Genomic DNA, 23,288 nt, shown 5'->3' on the forward strand with positions numbered 1-23,288 from the left:
GGCTTATTTGGGTGGGTTCAAATGTGACATATCGACAAATACACCAGTCAAACGGCGCACAATCGGCAGTACAATGAGCACGACAGGATAGGCCACCACCCAAGACATCATCCATGCGGACAGCCAAACCTGTAGGAAATTGTCCACCCAGCCCAAATTGCGCCAAAGATTGATCATCGAGATAATGCCACTCATAAAAAATGAGATAAAAAACGGCAAAATAAACATGGCATATTTTGCTGGTAACTTGGGAATATTGCCAATGATCATCTGTCGCTGTTCAGACACGTTTTATCCTTAAAAGTATGCGTTTTGGTTTTCATCATACTGCGCTTTTCATGTTTATTGCAGCGCAATCGTTAGCAGTTAGTGAACATTTTTTACTCTATAAAAATGGATTCACCTAAAGACGCGGAAATTTGCTATATTTAGCGTTTTTCTGCGACATTAAATTTTCGACTGAATATGAACACGGCAATCCAAGCAGCTCTCGAGCACGCAGTACAAAACCTTCAAGCTGAAGGTATCCTTCCAGCAGACTGGAACAACAGCAGTACTTTGACGCGTACCAAAGACCGAAGCCATGGTGACTTCGCGTCCAATATCGCGATGATTGCCTCTAAAGCTGCGGGTATGAAGCCACGTGATTTAGCCGAAAAAATTCTTGCTGCACTGCCTGAAGTGGCGGACATCAGCAAAGCAGAAATCGCAGGCCCTGGCTTTATTAACTTCTTTTTAAATGCTGACCAACGTTTTGCTGTACTTGATCAAATTCAAGCGCAAGGCAAGCAATTTGGTCGCACTCAAGCCAATGCTGCGAAAAAAATCCAAGTGGAATTCGTTTCTGCCAACCCAACGTCTAGCTTGCACGTTGGTCATGGTCGTGGCGCAGCCTATGGGATGACCGTTGCAACCTTGCTTGAGGCAACAGGTGCAACAGTAGACCGTGAATATTATGTGAATGATGCAGGTCGTCAAATGGACATCCTTGCAACATCCACCTATTTACGCTACCTCGAATTAACAGGCCAAGAACTGGTTTTCCCTAAAAATGCCTATCAAGGCGATTATGTTAAAGAAATCGCTCAAAGCATTATCGATGCTGATGGCGATGCTTACGTTCGCCCTGTAGCAGATGTGTATAAAGATGTTCCTGAAGATGTGCAATATGCAGAAGAACTCGATGCTGAAGGCAATAAAGTTGTCCTTTCAGGCGACAAAGAAAAGCACATTGATGGTTTAATCCATAATTCACAAAGCTTAATCGGTGAAGCTTACCGCGTATTCCACCAAGCAGCGCTGAATGCGATCTTAGATGACATCAAAGATGACTTGGGCGAGTTTGGTGTCACCTTTAACCAATGGTTCAGCGAAGCTTCATTGACAGACAAAATTGATGAAGCTTTAGAAACTTTAGAACAACGTGGTTTCTTATACGAAAAAGACGGCAACATTTGGTTCAAATCGACTGAGTTTGGCGATGAAAAAGACCGTGTTGTGAAGCGCCGTAATGGACAAACCACTTACTTTGCTTCTGACATTGCTTATCACCTGAACAAATTACAACGTGGCTATACCGATATCATTGATATCTGGGGCTCAGACCACCATGGCTATATTTCACGGGTCAAAGCCGCAATTGATGCCTTGGGTTATGACTCGAAAAAACTCACCGTTCTATTGGTTCAGTTCGTCAGCCTATGGCGTGGTGGTGAGATGGTACAAATGTCATCTCGTTCTGGTCAGTTCGTGACTTTACGCGACCTGCGTAAAGAAGTGGGCAACGACGCTGCGCGTTTCTACTACGTGATGCGTAAGTCTGAGCAACACATTGACTTTGACTTAGACCTTGCAGTTTCACAAAGCAAAGACAATGCGGTGTACTACATCCAGTATGCGCATGCACGTGTCAATCGTATGGTCGATGTGAAAGCACCTGAAAAAGGCATTAGTTTTGATCGTAGCAAAGCAGCTGATTACGATGCGACCTTATTAACTCTTGATGCTGAAACTGAAATTCTTGCCAAACTTGCGGCCTATCCTGAAATTGTGCTTCGTGCTGCAAATAGCTATGAACCACACCAAGTGGGTAACTATTTGAAAGAACTCGCAGCGTTATTCCATGGTTGGTATAACTTGGATAATACAAGAATTATCGACGAACAAAATGTTGCCCTTTCGCAAGCCCGTTTATTACTTTCAATAAACGTACAACAAGTTTTGCGTAATGGTTTAGAGTTACTAGGTGTGTCTGCACCTGAGACGATGTAAATAGCAAAGCAACGCTTTACACATCGTCGCAAGATTGAAAGCTAAGCTTAAAGTAGCCATATCAACCCTAATGTATTTCTCGCTTTGTGAAACTTGAATTTTGCAAAGCGATTCTTTATTTTACGACGACGCCTCTTTTAATTCCTTGAGGCCAAGTACTAAAATAAAGAAAAGAATGGGCCAGTCCCTCATATTGATTAGAAGAAAAGAGGTTTCCACGTGTTTGGAAAAACGCAGCGCGGTGTATCTGAAAGACCGAACAAACCCAAAAAGCCACTGATTCCAGCTTGGCTCGGTACACTTGTGGTCATTTTAATCGTGCTCTGTTTTGCTGTAGCACTGTTACTGTGGAAACCTTGGGCACCAGTGAAGCCGAAAGGGCAAATCACTTCGGAACATTATCAAGAAGAAACCAATAAAGACTACCGTTTCTATGACCTACTGCCACAGCAGCAAGTGACGCCGATTCCTGATCAAGCCATTCCTGAAACTAAAGATAATCCAAGCACCGTGGTGATTGTTGAAGCACCTGCTGCCGAAGAAAGTACCCCTACTGAACCGGGTTTAACCGAAACAGCGCCAGTACCACAAGCACCAAGTTTTATATTGCAAGTCCGCAGTTACCCTGACCCAGACAGTGCCGATGCACGTCGTGCAGAAATTATCTTAAATGGCCTCTCTGCCGATGTAGTCAAAACCGTTGAAGGCGGCCAAACATGGTATCGCGTGATTTCAGGGCCATATGACTCGCAAGAAGCCGCAGTGATTGCGCAACAAACCCTACAACATAGTGGCATTGACTCAATTGTGGTCAAACGCTAAAACAAAAAAAGGATGCCGAGGCATCCTTTTTTATACTCTGAGTTTGGTGAGAAAATTTTGAATCAATTGCGCAACATGCTCTGCATGCACATAAGCCAAATCATGTTGTCCCTGTGACACGATGTGCAATTCTGCATGTGGTATTTGACGGTGTAAGGCCTGCCCCACCGCAACAGGACTAATCGGATCTACATCGCCCCAAATCAACAAAACTGGACACTGGATACGCTCCAGACTGTCTGTCAAATCAGACTGATGCTGAACAAACCAATCAGGAACCGTAAAGCTCTGTTGATAATCCTCTCTCCAATCCGCCACCTGAAAAAAACTTAAATCAATGCCATCTGAGGTTGCCACGAGTACCAAAGCCTGCACCTGCTCAGGCTTTTGTAAGGCAGCTTGTACTGCAAAAATGCCACCCATCGATTGTGCAACGACCACAGAAGGCTGTTGGATTTGATTCAATACATCGTCTTGTAAGCTCTCAAAACTCTGCACATCCACATCATCAGCATAACCACCAAAGCTCGGATAAGCGACGACCATGCTTGAATTGTCCTGTGGAAGGCGCTGGATAACAGGTTGCCAAAATGCCGTATTGCCCGACGCACCGGGCAAAAAAATCAGGTTCAAACTAACCCCTACTAGAATCCACTGAGTTCTTTGGCTTTTTTAAATGCTGGCCGCTGCTGAATGCGCTGTACATAAGCAACCATTTGAGGATTATGGGCTTTTACCCGCTCTTTCATTGCCACCACAGGAAAGCTCATTTGAATATCGGCAAAGGAAAAATCACCTGCAAAATAGTCATGTTGAGACAAATAATTTTCCAAATATGCACTGTGCTCTTTCAAGCGTGGATTAATAAAGCCACCTTTCACCCCATCACAAATTTTATTGGCAAGCGGTTTAATTAGAAAGGGAACATGCTTGGGTACATTACTCATCACCAAGGTCATGACCAAATATGGCATCAACGAGCCTTCGGCATAATGCATCCAGTAGTTGTATTGCATTAAATCCTTTGGATTTTGCGGTTTAAACTTGTGCTCCGTATCGTAGGTGGCTTGTAGGTATTCTAAAATCACCGCAGATTCTGCTATGACCAAATCACCATCAGTCAAAACGGGTGCTTTACCTAAGGGATGAATGTTTTTTAACTCAGGTGGCGCAGCATAGGTCGGTAGGCGTTTATAAAACTTCACCTCATACTCAAGCCCTAACTCTTCCAAAGCCCATAAAATGCGTAAAGAGCGTGAATGTTCCAAATGGTGCAGGGTGATCATTGTTTTGCCTTTTGTTTTAATTGAAATCTAGCACTCACTTTACGCTAAAATTTGGATTTTGCACCTGTCGATACACATGAATATCCAGTCGCACAAAATCCTTTACCGCCTATAAAAAACCGGCAAGCGAGTTAAACAAGTGAGGTTTCAATCTCGACGGAACGTAATAAAGTTTTAGTGACTGGTGTTTTTTGACAGATGTCTAAGATTTTTTGGCGTACTTCTTCTGTCAATGTTTGCTCAAACGACAAACGACGGCTGATCCATTCTCGACCTTCTTTATTGGCATTAAAATCTGCTTCGACACTAAAAGCCCCCCACTCAATACCTTTGTGCTGCGCATACATACGTAGGGTAATCATGGTGCAGGAAATCAAACCTGTACAAATAAAGTCATAAGGTGCTGGGCCTTTATCTTGACCGCCAAAAGACGCTGGTTTATCGGTAATAAATTGGTGTTGTCCACTGCTTACTTCACCAGACCATGCTTCGACGCATGTTTTGACTTCTGCATTCGCAATTATTGCCATTTTTTTATTATCCTATTTTTCATTGATATTATTTTGAATAGGTTTCAAGTATTGAAACTGTCCACCTATTCTGTTGTTAAACGACTTGTCGCAGTATTCAATTTATTTTGAAGCACGCATTTGGTCTGGAAATGCTGGAGCTTCCAAACGTGGACCTTCATAGTCAGGAATGGAACCAAAACGTTCATCTTGTGCAATCCACTGATCACGCGCAATTTTCAATTCTTCTTGAGTACGACCAACAAAGTTCCACCACAGTAAAATTGGACTTTCAAATGGCTCACCACCTAACAGTAACAAGCGGCTGCCAGCATGGATTTCAATTTCAATCGCACTTACACCCTGCTCGAGTACCACCATATTGTCTTCTGTCAGTTCGTGCCCATTAACCGTGGCCGTTCCTTCTAAAGCCATAAAGCCATATTCAAAGTTTGGATTGAGTGTTAAACGGATTTTGGTGCTTTCTGTTGCGCTTAAGTCCACTCCTAACAGCTCGGTATAAACACTCACAGGTGAGGTCGTATTTAAAAACTCTCCGACCAAAACGGTAAATTCCACCCCATCTTTTTCCACCACTGGCAGTTCTGGATAATGATCGAAACGTGGTTCAACAGCAATTTTTGCATCGGGTAATGCAATCCACAATTGTGCCGCATGCATTTTAGTTTCTGTATCTGGTGCGACTTCCGTATGGGAAATCCCGTGTCCTGCGGTCATTAGGTTGACCTGTTTTGGACGAATCAACTGTTTGCTGCCCAAACTGTCGGTATGCATCATGGTGCCTTCAATCATCCATGTAAAGGTTTGCAAACCGATATGTGGATGTGGGCCAACATCTAAACCGTCCCCTTGAGGAAAGGTTACAGGGCCCGCGTGATCTAAGAAACACCATGCACCAATCATTCGTTTATGGCGACTTGGCAGCGCGCGTTTGATGACCGTCCCTTGGCCGATTTCAGCACTTCTCAGTGGAAACTCTTGAATGAATTGATTTACGTATTTTTCACAGTCATCCGAATGTGAAAGTTCAGTATAGTTATTATTCGTCATGTGCTTACTCATTACAGATCTATATGTCCTAGATCATAACAAGCAGATTCCCAACTGCACATCCCTAAAAATAGAATGCTGATTCTTAAACTTGGGACAATATCTTGTGTTTTCAAAACTTAACTACAAGGCAATGCATGGATGTAAAAATATTGTTACATCTTTATAAGGTGTGTTTTAGAGGCGATGGAAAGCAATGACTTAGGAAAAATCAGAAGTTTTCTTCATCAAAACGATCTTGATCAATTTTATAGATATGAAAACTACGCTCCACTTGAACACCTAAACCAAATTCAATCATGAGAGCTGTTAATTTATTACCATCAATTAAAACAATGCCTGATTTTTTAGCCGACTCCATCGCCTCTTTACTAAAATTGGAAGTTGTAATAAAGATACCTTTCTTAGCTACTTGATCTGCCAGTGCGCCTTTAAATTGCTGTATCTCAGGCCGACCCACTGTATTTTCCCAGCGTTTAGCCTGAATATAAATTTTGTCTAAACCTAAACGGTCTTCGCTGAGCATTTAAAAACCAGAAAAAAAGAAATATAATTTAATAACTTATAACCATATTCTTTCCTTAATGTTTAATAAAATTATCTATTCGGAATTCCCCCCTAAGCAAAAAGAAATTTATAATTTCCAGAAAATCTCGGCATATTTAGCAGACTACGGATTCAATTGTATAAAGTTATCAGATGATTGGAATGGCGCCGATTTTCTTGCATATCATTTAAACGGGAAAGACACCTTACGAATCCAGCTAAAAAGCCGCATTACGATTGATAAAAAGTATATAAATAAAAACTTACATATAGCTTTTCCAATTGATAAAGGGTGGTGTCTAATTGACCATGATACTTTAGTAAAAATTGTGCAAGAGAGTACTAATTGGCTTGAAAGTGCATCATGGGTAGAAAATGGTAAATATCACTCAGCAACATTAAATAAGAAGCTCTTTAGTCTCTTAGAACCTTACTTCTTCGTTCATTAAATTTCTGACGCTTTTAAATAAAAAAAGGACGCCTAAGCGTCCTTTTTCAAAAAGTAATTTTCGTCAACTGCCGCGAGCATAGCGCTTGGCGTAAAACTGGCAAGCAGCGTTGCTGCTTGAAACCCCAGTTTTACTCCCATTCAATCGTTGCTGGTGGCTTAGACGATACGTCATAAACAACACGAGAAACATCTTTAATTTCGTTCATGATGCGTGTAGAGATTTTATCTACAAGATCATAAGGAAGATGTGCGAAGCGTGCTGTCATAAAGTCAACCGTTTCAACGGCACGAAGTGCAATCACCCATGCATAACGACGACCATCACCTACGACGCCAACAGATTTCACTGGTTGGAATACAGCAAAGGCTTGCGCAGTTTTATCATACCAACCACTTGCACGAAGCTCTTGCATAAAGATGTCATCTGCAAGACGTAAAATGTCTGCATATTCTTTCTTCACTTCACCCAAAATACGCACGCCCAAACCTGGACCTGGGAATGGATGACGATATAGCATTTCAAACGGTAAACCTAAAGTTGTACCTAAACGACGCACTTCATCTTTAAACAAATCACGGATTGGCTCAACCAATTCAAAAGCCAAATCATCTGGTAAACCGCCCACATTATGGTGTGATTTAATCACATGCGCTTTACCATTTTTAGTTGCAGCAGATTCGATCACATCTGGGTAAATCGTACCTTGAGCAAGGAAGTTTACGCCATCAAGCTTACGCGCTTCTTCAGCAAAAACTTCGATGAACTCACGACCAATGATTTTACGTTTTTTCTCAGGATCAACTTCACCAGCAAGTGCAGTCAAGAAACGCTCTTCCGCATCGGCACGAATCACTCGGATACCCATGTTTTTTGCAAACATGTCCATCACTTGCTCGCCTTCGTTCAAACGAAGTAGGCCGTTGTCAACGAATACACAAGTCAATTGATCGCCAATCGCACGGTGTAAAAGCGCAGCAACCACTGATGAATCAACTCCACCAGACAGACCTAAAAGAACTTTTTGATCGCCAATTTGTTGACGTAATTGTTCAACGCGTAGGTCGATGATGTTTTCAGAGTTCCACAGGCTACGGCAGCCACAAATGCTGTGTACAAAGTTAGATAATAACTCTGCACCTTTTGCAGTGTGCGTTACTTCTGGGTGGAACTGAATACCGTAGAAACGACGAGTTTCATCAGAAACCATCGCAACTGGACAGCTTGGTGTGCTTGCAGTGATTTGGAAACCTTCAGGAATCGCTGTCACTTTATCGCCATGGCTCATCCAAACTTTAAGTTGGTCTTTGGTGTCTTCAAGATCACCAATCAACTTGTCACGAACTTGGATGTTTACTTCGGCATAACCGAATTCATGTACAGTACCCGGCTCAACTTTACCGCCAAGCTGTGCAGACATGGTTTGTAAGCCATAGCAAATACCCAAAACTGGTACACCTAAGTTGAACACAACTTCTGGCGCACGTGGGCTGCCTTCTTCGTGTACGCTCTCAGGACCACCTGATAAGATGATACCGTTTGGATTAAATGCACGAATGTCTTCTTCAGACATGTCATAGGCATACATTTCAGAATATACACCAGCTTCACGTACGCGGCGTGCAATAAGCTGGCTATATTGAGAACCGAAATCCAAAATAAGGATACGATCTTCAGTAATTTGAGTATTGGTAGTCATGACAAACAACTATGAAAGGCAAACGAATATAAGCGCCGTATTCTAGCATTTTTCCGCGCATAACGCACATAATTCGGACAAGCTTTATACAACGCTTAAAACCCAATGGTTTTTATATCAAAAAGCACGCTTTCGCGTGCCTGATGTTTATTTCAAAACTTTTTCTATTTTAACGACTTCAATATCGGTCGGTTTATAACGATGTGTATCCACCTCGCCCACAACCTGCACCTTATCGCCTGCTTTAATATTGGATGCTTTCCATAAATCGTCATCAATATCCAGCAAAATAACTCCTGTACCATCGCTAAACTCGTAGTGGTCTTCATTGAGATGTTTCAGCAGTGTCCCTTTTAAAGTGACCGCCGTTTCATCTTTGAGCTTTGAAATGGCTGACACAGAGACATGATTCTTTGCTGCTGCTTGTAAAATGATATGGTCATCCTTGGCCCATGCACCTGCGGCAAGACTTAAACTTGTAATACATAACCCTATTTTAAAAAGATTTTTCATCTTATTTTCCTCATGTTTTATTGATCTTGATCAAAACAAAAAATGGACGTCCACACCGTACTTTTTTGTAAATAAAAAAGCAGCATCGTGAATGCTGCTTTTCATTTTGAATTATTTTTCAATCAGATGATCTAGACTCATTTTTCCTGCACCATGCAGCATTAGAAAAAATAAACCACCCGCCATTGCAAAGTTTTTCATAAAGTTAATGCTGTCTTGCGCGCCATCGTGAAAAATAAATGCAGTAATCATACTAAATAGACCTAAGCCAAACGCAGCAAAGCGGGCTTGAAAACCAAATAACAGCGCTAAGCCACCACCAAACTCAACTAAAATGGTTAAAGGTAATAGCGCTCCGGGAACACCCATAGACTCCATATACCCTACAGTTGCGCTATAAGCTGAAATTTTTCCCCAACCTGCAACAAGGAAAATATAAGCCATCAGTACACGGGCAATTAAAGCTAAAACTGCATCGGTATTGGGTTGATTGACAATATTTTTGACCACAACATTTGGATTAAACATTTTTACACCTTTAAATACGTTTTATTTGAAGTTGTAGCTATCTTAATGTTCTCTATTTTTAGAATAAATATGCATTTTCATCACGCATCGTTTCAAAATAAGAACACCAGTAGCTAAATTTATTTACGTTTTAATACTGACTTCTGATAACGAGACTGCTAGGATTTCCGCACTCTTTTGCTTATTTGTGCCCCATGGAACTGATTGATTTTATATTACATGTCGATGACCATCTGCTTGAGTTTATCACCAACTATGGGGTTTGGATTTATGCAATTTTGTTTCTCATCATCTTTGTGGAAACAGGTTTGGTGGTCATGCCGTTCCTACCCGGCGACAGTTTATTGTTTGCCGCAGGTGCCTTAGCAGCATCCACAGGTGCAATGAATCCGTGGTTCCTTGGTGTTTTACTTTTTATCGCGGCCGTACTGGGCGATACGCTGAATTATCACATTGGTCGTTATATTGGACCGCGCGTTTTTGAAATCGAATCCCGTTTCATCAATAAACAGCACCTAATTAATACACAAAAATTCTTTGAAAAACATGGGGGTAAAACTATTATTTTTGCGCGTTTTATTCCTTTTGCGCGGACTTTTGCACCTTTTGTAGCAGGTACAGGAAAAATGGATTACAAATTTTTCCTGTCTTATAACCTAATTGGCGCATTCTGCTGGATTGGTTCATTCATTACTTTAGGCTATATTTTTGGTAATGTGCCTGTGGTCAAAGACAATTTCACGCATCTGATTTTCGGCATTATTATTATTAGTGTCTTGCCGGGGATCATTGGTTTTATTCGTGCCAAATTAAAGAAAAAATCAACCACTGAAGCTTAAGCAAAAAAGCGTAGAATCACGGGAAACATACACACCACCAACAACATGGCCGATCCTTTATATAAGAGATCGGCTTTTATTTGCTTGGACTCGCCCGATAAAATGGCACGGCCAAAAGACATCCAGAACAGTGCCGTTGGCAATAACACCAGACTAAACACCGCAAACACCAAAAAGAAATTGGTGGGATTATCCCAAGCTTCATAGGGAAAAATACCCGCAGCAAATAAGACCGCTTTCGGATTTTTCAAAGTAGAAAAAAATAATTGTTTAGGTCGAATCGAGGTAAAACGTTGATTATGTTTTTCTAAGTGCGAGCTTTTCCACAAATGAAAAGCCAACCAGAACACATAGACTGCGCTCAGTGCATGTAAAAGGTCTATCAGATAAGGCCAAGTCGGTGTACTGAGATGAATCAGGAGTGCCCATAAATTGATGGCATAGAAATACCCAAACAGTTCTGCGGGTACAAGTAAGCTGGTCTTCGCCAGACCTTGCTGATGTGCAGAGCTTGCGAGTAAAGCATTGGTTGGTCCCGGAATCATCAAGACAGCAATCATTGCCAATACAAACAGCCAACTCTCAATCATAGACATCCAACAACAGCATTAAAGATGCGCAATTTAGCCGAAAAAGAGCGGTTTCCTCAAGTCAAAGCGGGAAAAAACACAGAACCCATGAGGTAAAAAAGTGCGTATTAAAACGATAGTCCATTGTTTTATTGAAATTATTTTCGAAACATTTTGCTAAGATTTTAATGACTGCTGAAAGGTTGAACCCTTCAGCAGAATGAATAAATGCGGCATTAATTCGTCTTATTTTGCACAGTAATCGCACAGCCTTTGAATTTTGCAGCTTGTACAATCGCCTCTTGCTGACCCAAAAGTCGTGAAATTTCAGTTTTTTTGGTGTTCGATGATTGTCCCATATTGAGTGAAACGCTTGGACCAAAGCCCCAACCACCACCATGACTCCAACCACCGCCCAGCCCTACATCGACTCCCATACCAGTGCGTTTCGCAGTGGGTACACCTTCATCTAAATGTTGCTGAATCCTATTATATTCCGCTTGTAACTGTTGGCAGTTCAAAGCTTGATACTGTGTAGGAGAGACATAAGTTGGTTTAACCGTTGTGGCACAGGCGCTCAATAACAGCGTACTGCCCACTAAAAAAGCAATTGTGATATTTTTCATGCTGAATCTCGCAGTTTATTATTCTCAATCTCATTGAACAATGATTGATAGGCCTGCGTCAATTTATGATCGTGTGCTAAATGAATTAAGGGTAAATTTTTGTGGTGCGATTCTTTCATCAACACCGATGGGGGCAACATACTTTCTAGTACAGGAAGACCTTCATCCTTCAGCTGTTGCACCACTTCACGCGGCAGTTTGGCCTGCGCTTGGAACTGATTCACCACAATGCCTTCAATTTCCAAATGATCATTATGATCATCTTGAGTTTCGAGCACATTTTCGATCAAAGTTTGCAGTGCGCGTTTAGAAAAGACATCACAATCAAACGGAATCAGGACTTTATTGGCTGCAATCAACGCCGACAAAGTAAAGAAGTTAAAGGCTGGCGGTGTATCGATATAAACACGATCATATTTTCCAGCAAGCTGTTGTAACGCATCGCGCAGTTTATAAATTTTATGTTTTGACTCTAACGCATAAGCCAATGCTCCCAGGCTTGGGCTGGCTGGAATCACATCCAAATTTTTAAAAGGGGATTGGTGTACATAACTTTCTAAGCCTTTAGCTCGTCCTTTGAGGATCGAACCAATGGCACTGCCCAATAGACTTTTATTTTGAGCCGTTCCAAGCACTTCTTCAAAATAGTTTTCAATATTGGGTTCTAAAGCTGGCTTGTCTGCCGAATACGTTGCGTCATCGCCCAGCACATACTGACTCGAATTCGCTTGCGGATCGAGATCAATCAGTAAGGTTTTTAAACCTTGATGTGCACTTATTGCTGCCAAATTCACTGCAATACTGGATTTGCCGACACCACCTTTTTGATTAAATACCACACGTGTATGCATGAAATCCCCTCCCTCTTGTTATTTTTCCGCTATAGATAGCAGTGTAGCGCAGAACAATCGCTGTGCCGATAATTATGTCTAACAATTAGCCAAAGTTTGGTTTAATCATAACTAAACCTAAAATGGATATCATCGCAACCACCGCCAAGAATAAGCCCGCTCGACGCTGTGCAAGTAAAATGCTGTCTTCTTTTTTATAAGCTTTCGACAAAGAGGACAAGATCACTAAAAATAAAACCACTTTGGCATAAAACCATGTTTGCACATCAAAGTTTTTCATGACCAAAAGTGCAATTCCAGTCAGTACAATCACCAGCATACTTAAGTGCTGAAGGGCTACAAAAGCTGTTCGACCCGCTGGATTGGGCTGATTGCCTTGAACGCCTTTAAATAGCGTCATGGCACGCGCCAAAATCACGACACATGCCAAGCTGACCGCACTCATATGCACGATCTTAATCAATAATTGTGTTTCCATAACTGAATCTCTGCTTAGCTTTTCGGGGCATGTGCGCAATTTGGACTAGAAGTGTCTTGTCCTTGCCATTCTTCAGGTAGAAAGGCATGAATAGCTAAAGCATGAATTTTACCTGGACTGAGTAAGTCTCCTGCTACCGCATAAATTTTTTGATGGCGCTGAACTAAACGTAATCCCTCAAAAATATCACTCACCACGATTACTTTAAAATGTGACTCTTTCCCTGGAAAATAACCGCCATGACCAGAAGATTCATTCACAACTTCTAAATATGATGGGGAAAGCTGTTGTAAGCGTTCAATCAATTGCTGCTCCAAGCTCATACCTGTCTCCAAAAATAATGATTCGTTCAGAGTATACCTGTTCCTTCGAGATGTTGAATGCGTAAAACTCTTTTCACTAACATGAGGCACAACGTTTCGTGAACAAAAGTTAAAAAAGCTCAATACGCAGTCTAAAACTGGCTTTATTTTATGCAATTAAACTCAGCTTTTTCATAAAGCTATTGACCCTGAACTTGCTTGCTGTATCATACAGCGCTATGCGGGAATAGCTCAGTTGGTAGAGCACAACCTTGCCAAGGTTGGGGTCGCGAGTTCGAGTCTCGTTTCCCGCTCCAAATTTTTTTCAGTGTAAGTTTTAGCAAAAACTGCTCAATACGCGGGAATAGCTCAGTTGGTAGAGCACAACCTTGCCAAGGTTGGGGTCGCGAGTTCGAGTCTCGTTTCCCGCTCCAAATTCAAAAAAGCCCTCATCGAAAGATGGGGGCTTTTTTATGTATTTCTGAACCTTACTCAAATTATCAATACTAACTCTGACAATCAAAAAATGCTGAATTAAGACATCGAACCAATGAGGGATGTCTAAAAATAGAGCATCCCTTGTTGTAAGAATCCATCCTAATATTGCTGCTATACAATGAATTTGGAATTAGATTGTTCTTATTTGGAAATTCATCTCACGCATCCAAACATATTAAAACTTCACCAAATCCCCTTTCAATGCCACACCCGCCATCGCAGTGCCTTTCGCGCATTGGTAAGTCGTCGTACTCCGTGTTTCATTCGACTTATAAAAACTCACCAGATTGGTCACAGCATTTGCACCATTGGCTTTAGCGGTATTTTGGAATTGAATCAATGCTGAACGAAGTACATGATCACATGAAGTTTCCGCAGATTTGGCAAAACCATTGGTCTTTTTATTGGTCACTAAGCCCTTTTCAATCGCCTTTCCGCCCGACTTGGTGCCTGCCAAATAAAATTTTACTGAGCCATCTAGCACGCCATCTGCAACAGCACGGTTCACTGCTTCTTGAAATTTAAAATCATACATTTTGTCAGCCGCTTGAGCCGATGCGATTGCACCGAAAGACAACACAACGACTGCACAAATATTTTTGAATAACATCGTTCTACCCTTATCTAATTAGACACATTTAAAAATCAGGGAGGTATTAATTCCCCCAAAAGCAAAATTATTGCTCATCACCATTTGCGTTTCTGCTGAACGCATATCTGAAACGATATAATCCAGATCGCCACAAGCACTGTCAATCTGATCTAAATTCAGCGTCGGCACCAACTGATTGCGTCGCATCATTTCAATACTCAGCCAAGCCTCAATAGCTCCACACGCCCCGAGTGTATGACCAAAATAACTTTTTAATGAACTGATCGGCTTTTTCCCCAAGATGCGCGCGGTTGCTTGTGATTCAGCAATATCCCCCTGATCGGTCGAAGTGCCATGTGCATTGACATAATCAATATCCGCAGCAGTGAGCTGTGCATCTTTCAGTGCCAACTGCATACAACGGCCCATCATTTCAGAATCAGGTCGAGTTACATGCTGACCATCGGTATTACTGCCATAGCCAACGATCTCGGCATAAATGGTGGCCCCGCGTGCTTGGGCATGTTCATATTCTTCTAAAATCAAACAGCCTGCGCCTTCACCGACCACCAAACCATCCCGGCCTGCATCAAACGGGCGTGGCGTTGTCTCAGGTCGATCATTTTTCACACTAGTCGCCAACAGCACATCGAACACGGCTGAACCGGCAGCACTGAGCTCTTCTGCCCCACCTGCAATCATCACAGTTTGTTTGCCATATTTGATCGCTTCATAAGCTTGACCAATGGCCATGGAACCTGAAGTACAGGCACTTGAGGTCGGCAGCGTTAAACCTTTTAGACCGAAATACACCGTCATATTGACCGCACTGGTATGCGACATCATACGAATGTAGGTCGTGGCATTCAGTTGACTCATATTATGCTCAATCAACATCGCACCAAACTCACGCACCGCATCCACACTGCCCGCAGAGGAACCAAAAGCCACGCCTGCATCGCCACTTTTTAAGATATCAGCATGTAGTAAACCTGCATCTTCCAATGCTTTTTCAGCACATACAGCAGACATTAAAGCAACACGCCCCATGCCACGGGTCACCTTACGGTTAAAATGCTTCGGTACAGTAAATGACTCTACTGGACCAGCCAATTTACTGCGTAAATCAGGATAAATTTCCCAGTCAGGCATATAGCGAATACCGCTGTTGCCTTGTGCAAACTGCTCAAAAATTTGCTCTGCGGTTTCCCCCAAAGAGGTAATCCCAGACATGCCTGTCACAACAACACGTTTCATTAGATTAGGCCTCCATTGACGGAGATCACTTGGCGGGTGATATAACTGGCATCATCACTGCATAAAAACTTCACCGCTTTTGCGACTTCTTCCACCTGCCCCATGCGCTGCATCGGGATCATTTTCAAAGCATGTTCTTTCACTTCTTCGGTGACCATTTCTGTTTCAATCAAGCCTGGAGCCACACAGTTCACCGTGATTTTGCGTTTTGCTAGCTCTAGTGCCAATGCTTTGGTCGCACCAATCAAGCCTGCTTTGGCAGCACTATAGTTCACCTGACCACGATTACCCATGATTCCAGACACTGAAGACAAGGTCACAATACGTCCGCCCTTTTTCAAGCGAATCATCGGCATCATCAAGGGTTTCAGCACATTATAAAAACCGTTCAGAGAGGTCGAGACCACGTCATCCCAGTCTTCATCAGTCAGTGCGGGGAAAGCACCATCACGGGTTAGTCCTGCATTCAACACCACACCGTAAAAAGCACCATGCTGTGCCATATCTTGCTCTAAAATGGCAGCAATCTTTTCACGCTCATTCACATCGAACATCAACACATGGCTGGCCTGCCCAAGCGCTTGAATCTCCTGAGCCACGACTTCAGCCTCAGACTGTCTTGAACGGGCATGCACCGTGACATCAAAGCCTGCCTTTGCCAACTCCAAAGCAATCGCTTTACCTATTCCACGACTCGAACCCGTGACTAAAATTCTTCTGTTCACACTAATTTCCCAATGATTTCATTCATATTTTCAGGCTCAAATACGCTCAACATAGCGCTGAACAGATGTTCTTGATATTCAATTTCACAATTAAACTGCCCCAAACCTTCGTGCAGATAACTTTGTTCTACTCGAATCCGCACGGTTGTGCCCAAACTAAAATAAGCACAAGGCAACTGCATTTTACGCGTTCCCAATAAAAAGCCAATTTTCGGTGGCAAGCCCTGAGTTTGCCCTTTATAGCCTGCATAAGCACTAATGGTCTGCGCCATCAGCTCAATACTGCTCCATGTCGGCAAGCCTTCTGGCTCACAAAACATCAAATCAGGTGTGATGTGAAGTTCTGCAATCGCAAACTGATCATTGGCTTCAATCAAATGACTCACGAAAACCATCGGTTTCGCATGTGGAATAAACTGTACTGCGTCCATCATGACAACGCCGTCCCGAAAATTAAACTGATATTGCTGCCGCCAAAAGCAAAAGAATTACTCATCGCATAGCGAATGGGTGTCTTCAAATGCGGTGTAAGCACATAGTTTTGCCTAGCCAAAGCCTCGTCCAATTCACCGGCATGATGCAGCGGCAACCATGATTGATCTAATAAAACCTGCTGGCAAATAAAGGCTTCAATTGCACCCGCTGCCCCCAGACAATGCCCCGTTTTATGTTTGGTGCTGCTCAAGGCCACAACTGCATCAGAGAAAACAGTCTGTACAGCCTTAATCTCCATCGCATCATTTTGCGGTGTGGATGTGCCATGCAAATTCAAATAGCCGATATCATGGGTTTGAAGCTGTGCCATATCTAAAGCTTTTTGCATCGCCTCCGCAGCCCCCCGTCCTTCTGGATGCGGTGCTGAAATATGCCATGCATCCATTGACTCGCCACTCGACAGTAGCATCACAGCTGCAGGCGCTTTGGAGAGTAAAAACAGTCCTGCAGCTTCACCAATATTGATGCCGTCACGGCTGGCACCACAGGGCTGACAAATTCCGCTCGATAAGCTTTCTAAACTATCAAATCCATTTAAGGTCAGCTTGCATAGGGTGTCGACTCCACCGACTAAGACCGCATCAGCCAGATCTGCATTCAGCAGACGTTGCCCCACTGCCAGTGCCTTGGCTGCCGAGGAACAAGCGGTAGAAATGGTATAGGCAGGCCCTTCCCAGCCCAAATACTGTTGTAAGGCTTTCGCTAAACTGCCCATTTCTTGCTTTTGGTGCTGTACAGACTGCGATGTTGGTTGTTGAAACTGCGTTTTTAAGACCGGCTCATTATCCGCGATGCCTGAGGTTGACGTGCCGATAATCACCGCAAGGCGCTGCTTGGGAAACTGCGCAGTATAGGCACGAATCTCGGTTTCAATCTGCGACAAAGCCGTCAGGGCAAAGCGTAAATTCCGTGAGTCTGCACCGCTCAAGCTTTCAGGCACTGCTTGAACCAAGGCTTGGTCAGATGCACCGACCCAGACCCTACGCCCCGCAATCAGATCCTCTCGTTGGGATAAAGTATTTTCGGTGCTTGTTAAGGCATGTTGAAGCTCAGCGGCATTGTGTCCCAAAGCCGACAGCGCCGCACTGAACTGAATACCAACGGCTGAAATAGGTTGTACATTTTTAGTCATGATGGTCGCCTTGATCATCTTCTAAAGTATTGCTCACTGTACTAATGACCATCTGATAAGGCACTTGCAGATTATCCAGTTCAATTGCCCCCTCATTTTCCTGAATTTTCAACACAGGCTGCTGCTGTATATAAATGGTATCAGCTTTCTGTACGACCGCATTTTGAGCCGCATGTAACGCAGCAAAATTTGGATAGGTTGCATACAGAATATCGCGCACCACATAATCAAAAGGCAACAGTTTCATCGGCTCAATCCGTTGTTCAACGTCTACCTTTTGACCATCAAAACTGAGCTTAAACAACTGCTGCCCCGTAAGGCTGAGCGCTAACATGTCAAGCGACTGTCCCCGCTGTTGCTGGTACAGTAAAAAGCTGAAACTCTGGCTTTTCCACTGCACTTCGATTTGATCTTGGCGTTGGTAATTCTTCGCAACCCACTCTGGGGTCACGAGTCCTTGCGCTTTGGGAATCCAACTTTGACAGGCACTACAGAGCAAAGCACTGGCTAAAACCCAACTGACAGTTTTCAAATGCAGCTTAAGTTTCATCGGTCAGCGGCTCTTTCTGAGGTTGTTCTTCTCGGCAATATTCTGCCAAAGTACTTAAGCGTTGTTTGGCATTACGGTGCATGGGGTTGTTCGTATCCCATGCATAGCCAGCCAATAAAGAAGCTATCATGCGACGAATTTTTTCATCTTGTCTGTTCGAGAACACTACATCCTGAAATTCACCTGAATACCATAACTCGACATAGGCACGGAACACTTGAATGCCTTTACGCAGCGGCTTTTCATATTGCTCCATCCAGTCGATCGCCTGACCTTGCAGTACTTGCTCGACCAAAGGTACGGCTAGACTAGACGATTTTAAGGCAATGGTTACCCCTGAAGAAAAGACAGGATCGAGAAACTCCCCTGCATTGCCAAGTAGTGCATAGTTTTCAGATGCCAAATGTTTCACATCGGCAGAGTAGCCCACCAAAGTACGCACAGGCGTATCATGTTTAGCATGACGCAGTACATGCGACAAACTGGCATCATCGGCCAAAATACGCTTCTGCAAGGCTTCTAAATCATAGTCCGCACTGCCGTCATAACCATATTTTTCAAAGAAATCTTGCTCTGCCACGATGCCAAATGAAGAGCGTCCATCGGCAAAGGGAATCAACCAATACCATGCACGGTGGTCTTTTTCATGCACGGTAATTAAGATTTTCTCACGGTCAAACTCAGGATCATCCAATAGGCCATCTTCAATATGGGTAAAGACTGCACGGCGCACCGGAAAGTCCGACGGACTTTCTAAGTCAAGAAACTTTGGCAAAATGCGCCCAAAACCGCTGGCATCCAATAAAAATTCACCCTGAATTTGATAGTTGTTGCCTTGCTCATCTTTGACCGTCAAAATCGGCTGTGTGGATGCCACATCGACCGCCAAAACTTCATGACCAAAACGGATGTCTGCCCCCATTCTTTCGGCTTGCTGTGCCAAAAGCTGGTCAAAGTTGGCACGTCGTACCTGCCATGTAGTGCCTGGGCCTTCACTAAACTTTTGAGTAAAATCATAAAAACTACGCTGTGTGCCTCTTAAAAAAGCCGCGCCATTTTTAAACTGAAAGGCATATTCGTCAGCATGGGCACGCACCGTTTCCAATAAACCCGCTTCTTCTAAAAACACCATACACTGCGGCAATAAAGACTCGCCGATGGAAAAACGCGGAAAATATTGCTTTTCAATCACCGTAACCTGATAGCCTTTTTGGCGTAGCAAAGCTGCGGCTGAACTACCTGATGGTCCTGCCCCAATAATTAAAACATCTGTTTGTTGCATGGTGCTCATTGCACTGTACCCTTTGACTCAGCTCTTTGGCTGATATTGTTGAACCACCACATGTTTTGCATCGGAAGATGTAAAAAGTGTGGCGTAAATAAATGAAAAAATAACGCCCAATAACACCGTTAAGCCGAAACTATGAATGGCATAAGTATGACTAAAAGACAGCAAACCAAAGCCAAAGAACGTCGACATCATGCACAGAAACAAAGCCATGCCCACCACCTGCGGGTGATCATGTCCGTGACGGTAGAAAATCGCATAGTCCACCCCAATCCCAATGATCAGGAAGGTGCCCATAATGCTGAATAAATTAATCTCGACACCCAACCAGGCTTGAATCGCAAACGTGGTCATTAAGGCCATGCTGACAGGCAACACCAAAGGCAGAATGGATTTTTTGCCATACAGTGCCCCTAAGCCAATGGCTAAAATCAGCAAAGCGCTGAGCAATAGCCACTGTGCCTGCTCACGGTGCTGTTTAAACAATTCAGACAGTTGATGAACTGGACGTAACAGTTGTACATCCGCATTTTCAAGCTGTTGCACAGCATGTACATCATGCACATTTTGCAGCATCACTAAACGTTGTGTCGGGCTCATCTGCAAAAAATGCAATGGATGATCTTTAAAGACGGCTTCGGTCAGCAACGGTTGGTCTTTTAAATGCGCTTGCCAGTTTAAAACATCGGCTGCGTTAAGCTGTAGTGCTTGCGCATATTTCACCAAAGCGGATTGAGGAATCGCCTGTAACATCGCGATATTGTGTTTTTGCTGTTCAAGCGAGGGAATCCACTGCCCTAAGGCTTGCACTGTATCTAACTTACCAGCCTGTTGTAAGGGTTCAAGCTCTGCCAGTAGTTGCTGTTCATGCTGCTCTAACTCTGCTGGGATTCTGCCCTGTACCACAAAATATTCACTGCTTTGCTGTTGCATAAAGCGCGAACGAATATATTGATCTTCTTGCTTTAAGGTGGCATCCATACTTTGCAAATTACGGATGTCATCATTGCTTTTCAGCAAGGCGAGGCTGCTGCCTGTCCCCAGTACAATTAGTGCAATCATGCCATAACGCAGCGTATTTCGACTCTGCACATAACTGCGTGCTTTGCCAATAAAACCCAGTGTATGTATCGCGGGTTCCGCATTCAGCGCAGGCAAACGTGGCAGCAGTAAAATACTGGTCACCCATGCGGCACTCAGGCCAACCATAGAAAAGACTGCAATCTGTTTAAAGCCCGGGAATGGGGTAAAACTCAGCACCACATAGGCCAACAGCGTGGTCATTAGCCCCACAAATAAACTCGGCAATAATGGCTTTAGAACAGCAAATCCATCCACCTGTCGGTGCTGAGATTGCATGGCCATAAAGTAAAATGAAAAATCGACACAGACCCCAATCAGACTGGCGCCAAAGACCAATGTCATCAGATGAATTTCGCCGAAAATCCAATAGGTCACCGCAAAGGCCACCAAGCTGCCTGTGCCGACCGCGACCATTTCCGTCAGCATCGGTCGTATCGAACGGAAGCCAAACCAGACTAGAAGCAAAATCCCGATGGTCGAACCGACGCCAATGGTGGAAATTTCCTCTTTGGCAGAGTTAGTGCCGAACTGTGCAAACAGCAGCGTACCTGTCCAGTGCGGTTTAACTTGCAACTGGTTGAGCTGCTGATTGATATTTTGGATAAACGCAGCGGTCTGCTCTTGGTAGGCAATATTATAAGGGCTGTTATTGAGCTGAAGTACCATCAGGCGCGAGATACCCTGCTCATCACGAATCGTAGCAAAGCCCTGCTCTAAATTGATATCGGCATTGCTTTGTAAAGCGCTTAAACCCACTGCATAACGCGGGAACAGCAGCAAGGGATCTTGCTTGAGCATTTCAGCCGTGATCGGCATGCCGGGACTCATCAGTTGCAATAAGCCTTGCTCTATCAGTGCGGCATCATCCTGCTCCTGCACCATCCGCTGATCGGTCTTGGATAATAGCCCTGCTTTGTGTTGATACAGCGCTTGGGCAAATTGATCAGGATCAAGCTGCGGCCGAACAGGTAAAAACAGCCGACTTTGGTCAGCCTGGGTTTTGAGTGCTTGCGTTGCCTGTTCGAGTTGCTGATCCGTTTTGGCATCCAGCACCACAAAGACTTTGTCATTTAACTGCTGACTGACATATTGCTGTGCTTGTTCCAGATGCGCATCTTGATGTGCCTCAGGCAGCAAAGCAAAAATATTGGTCTCAATCTTAATGCCTTTATTCAGCCAAGCCGCGCCCAGTGCCAAAGCAATGACACACAGCACCAACAGCCACAGGGCGCTAAATTTATTTTGCCAATTGGAAAAGCGCATTTTCCGCAACCGTTAAAGTTTGAGGTTGAGCCGTTTGCTGGCTAAAACGAATGATGGTGCGGTTATTGGCTTGTTCCAAAATCGTGATACGGTCCACATAACGCTGACCTTGCGCATCGACTTGGACAAAAAGCTTTTTAAATAGACTGCTTTTCGGCGTTAAGCTGACATTCCACTGCATCGGGCTGTAGTTGGCAGATACCACATTAAAGTTTTTAGCGAGTGCCGCTTCGTTGCCCGACATCAACTGTAAAAACATTGTCGCTACAGAGCCATAGGGAGTCTTATCGACTTCAATTTGACTGCTAGTCCGCTGTGTCTTTTGTACCAACTTACGCGGTGTCACCACCAAATCGGCTTTGACTGGACTTTGAATCTGCCACAGCACGCCTTGGTTTTTGCTGAACAGCACCGTGCCTTTGGACACATAGGTTTTATTTAAAGAGGCCAGTTTTTTCTGTTGCTCAAATTGAGCACGCACCACAGGCGTTGCACCGAGCTGAGCAAACACCTGCTTCAATTCAGTATTTTGAGCATTCACTGTAGGAGCAAGCACAGTCATCATGCTGGCTGTACACGCAACCAAAATCGGCTTAGAAAATTTGTCTCGAATCATGCTCGCATTACTCCGCCTTAAACTCAGGCCATGTATTTAAACAGTCCAACAACACCTGTGGCGACTGGAAGCACATTTCACGTTTTTCAATGTGTACCGCCACTTGCGAGGTATAGCCCTTGGTCAGCTTTCTGCCCGAAACCGCATCGAAAATCAGATATTCAATTTTTAGGCGATTTTCCCATTCTTTTAAAATGGCACGCACGCGAATTTTTTGTTCAAACTCAATGCCTTGTACATAGCGGACATGACTTTCAATCACTGGCCATGCATAGCCCGATTCGCGCATTTGGTTATAGTTATAGTGAAATTGATCCAGCAGTTTGCAGCGCGCAATTTCAAAATATTTTAAATAATGCCCGTGCCACACCACGTTCATGGTATCGACATCATGAAAGGGCACTTCAATGATTACATCAGCATGCATGCT

Annotated in this window: 27 protein-coding genes, 2 tRNA genes and 1 pseudogene; 6 read left to right on the top strand and 24 right to left on the bottom strand. The window is 43.6% G+C overall.

From position 1 onward, the window contains the following. Nucleotides 1–3: 3 nt before the first annotated feature. Nucleotides 4–288, bottom strand: a complete 285-nt coding sequence (locus tag JZ787_RS14220) for a DUF2798 domain-containing protein (protein ID WP_346312652.1) — start codon at nucleotides 286–288, stop codon at nucleotides 4–6. A 177-nt stretch (nucleotides 289–465) separates the two neighbouring features. On the opposite strand from JZ787_RS14220, the gene argS reads away from it, so the two are divergent. Beyond that, on the top strand, nucleotides 466–2,271 hold the full coding sequence (argS, locus tag JZ787_RS14225; protein ID WP_346312653.1) for an arginine--tRNA ligase: 1,806 nt from the start codon (nucleotides 466–468) through the stop codon (nucleotides 2,269–2,271). A 219-nt stretch (nucleotides 2,272–2,490) separates the two neighbouring features. Beyond that, the gene (locus JZ787_RS14230; protein ID WP_125274328.1) at nucleotides 2,491–3,093 is read left to right on the top strand and encodes an SPOR domain-containing protein; all 603 of its coding nucleotides are present in this window, start codon (nucleotides 2,491–2,493) and stop codon (nucleotides 3,091–3,093) included. A 30-nt stretch (nucleotides 3,094–3,123) separates the two neighbouring features. On the opposite strand, the gene JZ787_RS14235 is transcribed toward JZ787_RS14230, so the two are convergent. From JZ787_RS14235 to JZ787_RS14255, 5 genes and pseudogenes are all read right to left on the bottom strand, one after another. After that, nucleotides 3,124–3,726 carry an alpha/beta hydrolase gene (locus JZ787_RS14235; RefSeq protein ID WP_346312654.1) on the bottom strand — a complete coding sequence of 201 codons (603 nt, stop codon included), beginning with the start codon at nucleotides 3,724–3,726 and terminating at the stop codon, nucleotides 3,124–3,126. A gap of 11 nt (nucleotides 3,727–3,737) precedes the next feature. Then, nucleotides 3,738–4,379 carry a glutathione S-transferase gene (locus JZ787_RS14240; protein ID WP_346312655.1) on the bottom strand — a complete coding sequence of 214 codons (642 nt, stop codon included), beginning with the start codon at nucleotides 4,377–4,379 and terminating at the stop codon, nucleotides 3,738–3,740. A gap of 131 nt (nucleotides 4,380–4,510) precedes the next feature. Beyond that, entirely contained in the window at nucleotides 4,511–4,909 is a 399-nt protein-coding gene (locus JZ787_RS14245) for an OsmC family protein (protein WP_346312656.1), read from the bottom strand. Nucleotides 4,910–5,011: 102 nt separating this feature from the next. Continuing rightward, nucleotides 5,012–5,959 (bottom strand): pirin family protein, encoded by a 948-nt coding sequence (locus JZ787_RS14250; protein WP_346312657.1) that lies wholly within the window; start codon nucleotides 5,957–5,959, stop codon nucleotides 5,012–5,014. Nucleotides 5,960–6,170: 211 nt separating this feature from the next. After that, nucleotides 6,171–6,485 (bottom strand): annotated as a pseudogene (locus JZ787_RS14255) (restriction endonuclease); the annotation flags it as partial. A 58-nt stretch (nucleotides 6,486–6,543) separates the two neighbouring features. On the opposite strand from JZ787_RS14255, the gene JZ787_RS14260 reads away from it, so the two are divergent. Beyond that, nucleotides 6,544–6,954: a hypothetical protein gene (locus tag JZ787_RS14260; protein WP_346312658.1), complete on the top strand. Its 411-nt coding sequence runs from the start codon at nucleotides 6,544–6,546 to the stop codon at nucleotides 6,952–6,954. Between the two features lie 130 nt (nucleotides 6,955–7,084). Here the strand turns inward: JZ787_RS14260 and guaA are convergent, their stop codons facing one another. The 3 genes from guaA to JZ787_RS14275 form a co-directional block, all read right to left on the bottom strand. Then, entirely contained in the window at nucleotides 7,085–8,653 is a 1,569-nt protein-coding gene (gene guaA, locus JZ787_RS14265) for a glutamine-hydrolyzing GMP synthase (RefSeq protein ID WP_004684379.1), read from the bottom strand. Nucleotides 8,654–8,800: 147 nt separating this feature from the next. After that, a complete protein-coding gene (locus JZ787_RS14270; protein ID WP_168159525.1) occupies nucleotides 8,801–9,166 on the bottom strand; it encodes a NirD/YgiW/YdeI family stress tolerance protein in 366 nt (121 codons plus the stop codon). A 111-nt stretch (nucleotides 9,167–9,277) separates the two neighbouring features. Next, nucleotides 9,278–9,694, bottom strand: a complete 417-nt coding sequence (locus JZ787_RS14275) for a DoxX family protein (protein WP_087013888.1) — start codon at nucleotides 9,692–9,694, stop codon at nucleotides 9,278–9,280. Between the two features lie 194 nt (nucleotides 9,695–9,888). On the opposite strand from JZ787_RS14275, the gene JZ787_RS14280 reads away from it, so the two are divergent. Next, nucleotides 9,889–10,533: a DedA family protein gene (locus JZ787_RS14280; protein WP_346312659.1), complete on the top strand. Its 645-nt coding sequence runs from the start codon at nucleotides 9,889–9,891 to the stop codon at nucleotides 10,531–10,533. On the opposite strand, the gene JZ787_RS14285 is transcribed toward JZ787_RS14280, so the two are convergent. The 5 genes from JZ787_RS14285 to JZ787_RS14305 form a co-directional block, all read right to left on the bottom strand. Then, the gene (locus tag JZ787_RS14285) at nucleotides 10,530–11,123 is read right to left on the bottom strand and encodes a LysE family transporter (RefSeq protein WP_005401909.1); all 594 of its coding nucleotides are present in this window, start codon (nucleotides 11,121–11,123) and stop codon (nucleotides 10,530–10,532) included. The genes JZ787_RS14280 and JZ787_RS14285 overlap by 4 nt on opposite strands. 215 nt (nucleotides 11,124–11,338) lie before the next feature. After that, nucleotides 11,339–11,728: a hypothetical protein gene (locus JZ787_RS14290; RefSeq protein ID WP_168159528.1), complete on the bottom strand. Its 390-nt coding sequence runs from the start codon at nucleotides 11,726–11,728 to the stop codon at nucleotides 11,339–11,341. Continuing rightward, on the bottom strand, nucleotides 11,725–12,579 hold the full coding sequence (locus JZ787_RS14295; protein WP_104221872.1) for a ParA family protein: 855 nt from the start codon (nucleotides 12,577–12,579) through the stop codon (nucleotides 11,725–11,727). The genes JZ787_RS14290 and JZ787_RS14295 overlap by 4 nt, the downstream gene beginning before the upstream one ends. An 85-nt stretch (nucleotides 12,580–12,664) precedes the next feature. Next, nucleotides 12,665–13,057, bottom strand: coding sequence for a SirB2 family protein (locus tag JZ787_RS14300; protein WP_168159529.1), 393 nt, complete (start codon nucleotides 13,055–13,057; stop codon nucleotides 12,665–12,667). A 14-nt stretch (nucleotides 13,058–13,071) separates the two neighbouring features. Continuing rightward, complete coding sequence (locus tag JZ787_RS14305; RefSeq protein WP_184118718.1) at nucleotides 13,072–13,380, bottom strand: BolA family protein; 309 nt, start codon at nucleotides 13,378–13,380, stop codon at nucleotides 13,072–13,074. 220 nt (nucleotides 13,381–13,600) lie between these two features. Here JZ787_RS14305 and JZ787_RS14310 point away from each other — a divergent pair. Together JZ787_RS14310 and JZ787_RS14315 are read left to right on the top strand one after the other, a co-directional pair. Continuing rightward, a tRNA-Gly gene (locus JZ787_RS14310) sits at nucleotides 13,601–13,676 on the top strand. A gap of 41 nt (nucleotides 13,677–13,717) precedes the next feature. Next, nucleotides 13,718–13,793 (top strand) — tRNA-Gly (locus JZ787_RS14315). Nucleotides 13,794–14,032: 239 nt separating this feature from the next. Here the strand turns inward: JZ787_RS14315 and JZ787_RS14320 are convergent. The 10 genes from JZ787_RS14320 to JZ787_RS14365 form a co-directional block, all read right to left on the bottom strand. Continuing rightward, complete coding sequence (locus tag JZ787_RS14320; protein WP_234950875.1) at nucleotides 14,033–14,467, bottom strand: excinuclease; 435 nt, start codon at nucleotides 14,465–14,467, stop codon at nucleotides 14,033–14,035. 18 nt (nucleotides 14,468–14,485) lie between these two features. Further along, entirely contained in the window at nucleotides 14,486–15,706 is a 1,221-nt protein-coding gene (locus JZ787_RS14325) for a beta-ketoacyl-ACP synthase (protein ID WP_346312660.1), read from the bottom strand. Further along, the gene (locus JZ787_RS14330) at nucleotides 15,706–16,431 is read right to left on the bottom strand and encodes a 3-ketoacyl-ACP reductase FabG2 (protein WP_346312661.1); all 726 of its coding nucleotides are present in this window, start codon (nucleotides 16,429–16,431) and stop codon (nucleotides 15,706–15,708) included. The genes JZ787_RS14325 and JZ787_RS14330 overlap by 1 nt, the downstream gene beginning before the upstream one ends. Then, a complete protein-coding gene (locus tag JZ787_RS14335; protein WP_346312662.1) occupies nucleotides 16,428–16,865 on the bottom strand; it encodes a 3-hydroxylacyl-ACP dehydratase in 438 nt (145 codons plus the stop codon). The genes JZ787_RS14330 and JZ787_RS14335 overlap by 4 nt, the downstream gene beginning before the upstream one ends. Further along, entirely contained in the window at nucleotides 16,862–18,058 is a 1,197-nt protein-coding gene (locus tag JZ787_RS14340) for a beta-ketoacyl-[acyl-carrier-protein] synthase family protein (protein ID WP_346312663.1), read from the bottom strand. Before JZ787_RS14340 ends, JZ787_RS14335 begins: the two co-directional genes overlap by 4 nt. Beyond that, nucleotides 18,051–18,608 carry a DUF3261 domain-containing protein gene (locus JZ787_RS14345; protein ID WP_346312664.1) on the bottom strand — a complete coding sequence of 186 codons (558 nt, stop codon included), beginning with the start codon at nucleotides 18,606–18,608 and terminating at the stop codon, nucleotides 18,051–18,053. The genes JZ787_RS14340 and JZ787_RS14345 overlap by 8 nt, the downstream gene beginning before the upstream one ends. Further along, the gene (locus tag JZ787_RS14350) at nucleotides 18,598–19,899 is read right to left on the bottom strand and encodes an NAD(P)/FAD-dependent oxidoreductase (RefSeq protein ID WP_346312665.1); all 1,302 of its coding nucleotides are present in this window, start codon (nucleotides 19,897–19,899) and stop codon (nucleotides 18,598–18,600) included. Before JZ787_RS14350 ends, JZ787_RS14345 begins: the two co-directional genes overlap by 11 nt. 18 nt (nucleotides 19,900–19,917) lie before the next feature. Continuing rightward, nucleotides 19,918–22,242 carry a hypothetical protein gene (locus tag JZ787_RS14355; protein ID WP_346312666.1) on the bottom strand — a complete coding sequence of 775 codons (2,325 nt, stop codon included), beginning with the start codon at nucleotides 22,240–22,242 and terminating at the stop codon, nucleotides 19,918–19,920. Next, the gene (locus tag JZ787_RS14360) at nucleotides 22,217–22,804 is read right to left on the bottom strand and encodes an outer membrane lipoprotein carrier protein LolA (RefSeq protein WP_346312708.1); all 588 of its coding nucleotides are present in this window, start codon (nucleotides 22,802–22,804) and stop codon (nucleotides 22,217–22,219) included. Before JZ787_RS14360 ends, JZ787_RS14355 begins: the two co-directional genes overlap by 26 nt. A gap of 61 nt (nucleotides 22,805–22,865) precedes the next feature. After that, the gene (locus JZ787_RS14365) at nucleotides 22,866–23,285 is read right to left on the bottom strand and encodes an acyl-CoA thioesterase (protein WP_346312667.1); all 420 of its coding nucleotides are present in this window, start codon (nucleotides 23,283–23,285) and stop codon (nucleotides 22,866–22,868) included. Nucleotides 23,286–23,288: the final 3 nt, after the last annotated feature.

Origin of the sequence: Acinetobacter sp. BWR-L5 (assembly GCF_039655985.1) — a bacterium.
Lineage (GTDB): Bacteria > Pseudomonadota > Gammaproteobacteria > Pseudomonadales > Moraxellaceae > Acinetobacter > Acinetobacter johnsonii.

Bases quoted from the DNA above. Each gene is read 5' to 3' on its own strand.
- JZ787_RS14340 (WP_346312663.1), bottom strand. From the start codon at position 18,058: ATGACTAAAAATGTACAACCTATTTCAGCCGTTGGTATTCAGTTCAGT.
- JZ787_RS14360 (WP_346312708.1), bottom strand. From the start codon at position 22,804: ATGACTGTGCTTGCTCCTACAGTGAATGCTCAAAATACTGAATTGAAG.
- JZ787_RS14260 (WP_346312658.1), top strand. From the start codon at position 6,544: ATGTTTAATAAAATTATCTATTCGGAATTCCCCCCTAAGCAAAAAGAA.
- JZ787_RS14335 (WP_346312662.1), bottom strand. From the start codon at position 16,865: ATGATGGACGCAGTACAGTTTATTCCACATGCGAAACCGATGGTTTTC.
- JZ787_RS14365 (WP_346312667.1), bottom strand. From the start codon at position 23,285: ATGCATGCTGATGTAATCATTGAAGTGCCCTTTCATGATGTCGATACC.
- JZ787_RS14245 (WP_346312656.1), bottom strand. From the start codon at position 4,909: ATGGCAATAATTGCGAATGCAGAAGTCAAAACATGCGTCGAAGCATGG.
- JZ787_RS14305 (WP_184118718.1), bottom strand. From the start codon at position 13,380: ATGAGCTTGGAGCAGCAATTGATTGAACGCTTACAACAGCTTTCCCCA.
- JZ787_RS14345 (WP_346312664.1), bottom strand. From the start codon at position 18,608: ATGAAACTTAAGCTGCATTTGAAAACTGTCAGTTGGGTTTTAGCCAGT.
- JZ787_RS14325 (WP_346312660.1), bottom strand. From the start codon at position 15,706: ATGAAACGTGTTGTTGTGACAGGCATGTCTGGGATTACCTCTTTGGGG.
- JZ787_RS14275 (WP_087013888.1), bottom strand. From the start codon at position 9,694: ATGTTTAATCCAAATGTTGTGGTCAAAAATATTGTCAATCAACCCAAT.
- JZ787_RS14300 (WP_168159529.1), bottom strand. From the start codon at position 13,057: ATGGAAACACAATTATTGATTAAGATCGTGCATATGAGTGCGGTCAGC.
- guaA (WP_004684379.1), bottom strand. From the start codon at position 8,653: ATGACTACCAATACTCAAATTACTGAAGATCGTATCCTTATTTTGGAT.
- JZ787_RS14280 (WP_346312659.1), top strand. From the start codon at position 9,889: ATGGAACTGATTGATTTTATATTACATGTCGATGACCATCTGCTTGAG.
- JZ787_RS14240 (WP_346312655.1), bottom strand. From the start codon at position 4,379: ATGATCACCCTGCACCATTTGGAACATTCACGCTCTTTACGCATTTTA.
- argS (WP_346312653.1), top strand. From the start codon at position 466: ATGAACACGGCAATCCAAGCAGCTCTCGAGCACGCAGTACAAAACCTT.
- JZ787_RS14320 (WP_234950875.1), bottom strand. From the start codon at position 14,467: ATGTTATTCAAAAATATTTGTGCAGTCGTTGTGTTGTCTTTCGGTGCA.
- JZ787_RS14350 (WP_346312665.1), bottom strand. From the start codon at position 19,899: ATGAGCACCATGCAACAAACAGATGTTTTAATTATTGGGGCAGGACCA.
- JZ787_RS14355 (WP_346312666.1), bottom strand. From the start codon at position 22,242: ATGCGCTTTTCCAATTGGCAAAATAAATTTAGCGCCCTGTGGCTGTTG.
- JZ787_RS14285 (WP_005401909.1), bottom strand. From the start codon at position 11,123: ATGATTGAGAGTTGGCTGTTTGTATTGGCAATGATTGCTGTCTTGATG.
- JZ787_RS14295 (WP_104221872.1), bottom strand. From the start codon at position 12,579: ATGCATACACGTGTGGTATTTAATCAAAAAGGTGGTGTCGGCAAATCC.
- JZ787_RS14290 (WP_168159528.1), bottom strand. From the start codon at position 11,728: ATGAAAAATATCACAATTGCTTTTTTAGTGGGCAGTACGCTGTTATTG.
- JZ787_RS14250 (WP_346312657.1), bottom strand. From the start codon at position 5,959: ATGACGAATAATAACTATACTGAACTTTCACATTCGGATGACTGTGAA.
- JZ787_RS14270 (WP_168159525.1), bottom strand. From the start codon at position 9,166: ATGAAAAATCTTTTTAAAATAGGGTTATGTATTACAAGTTTAAGTCTT.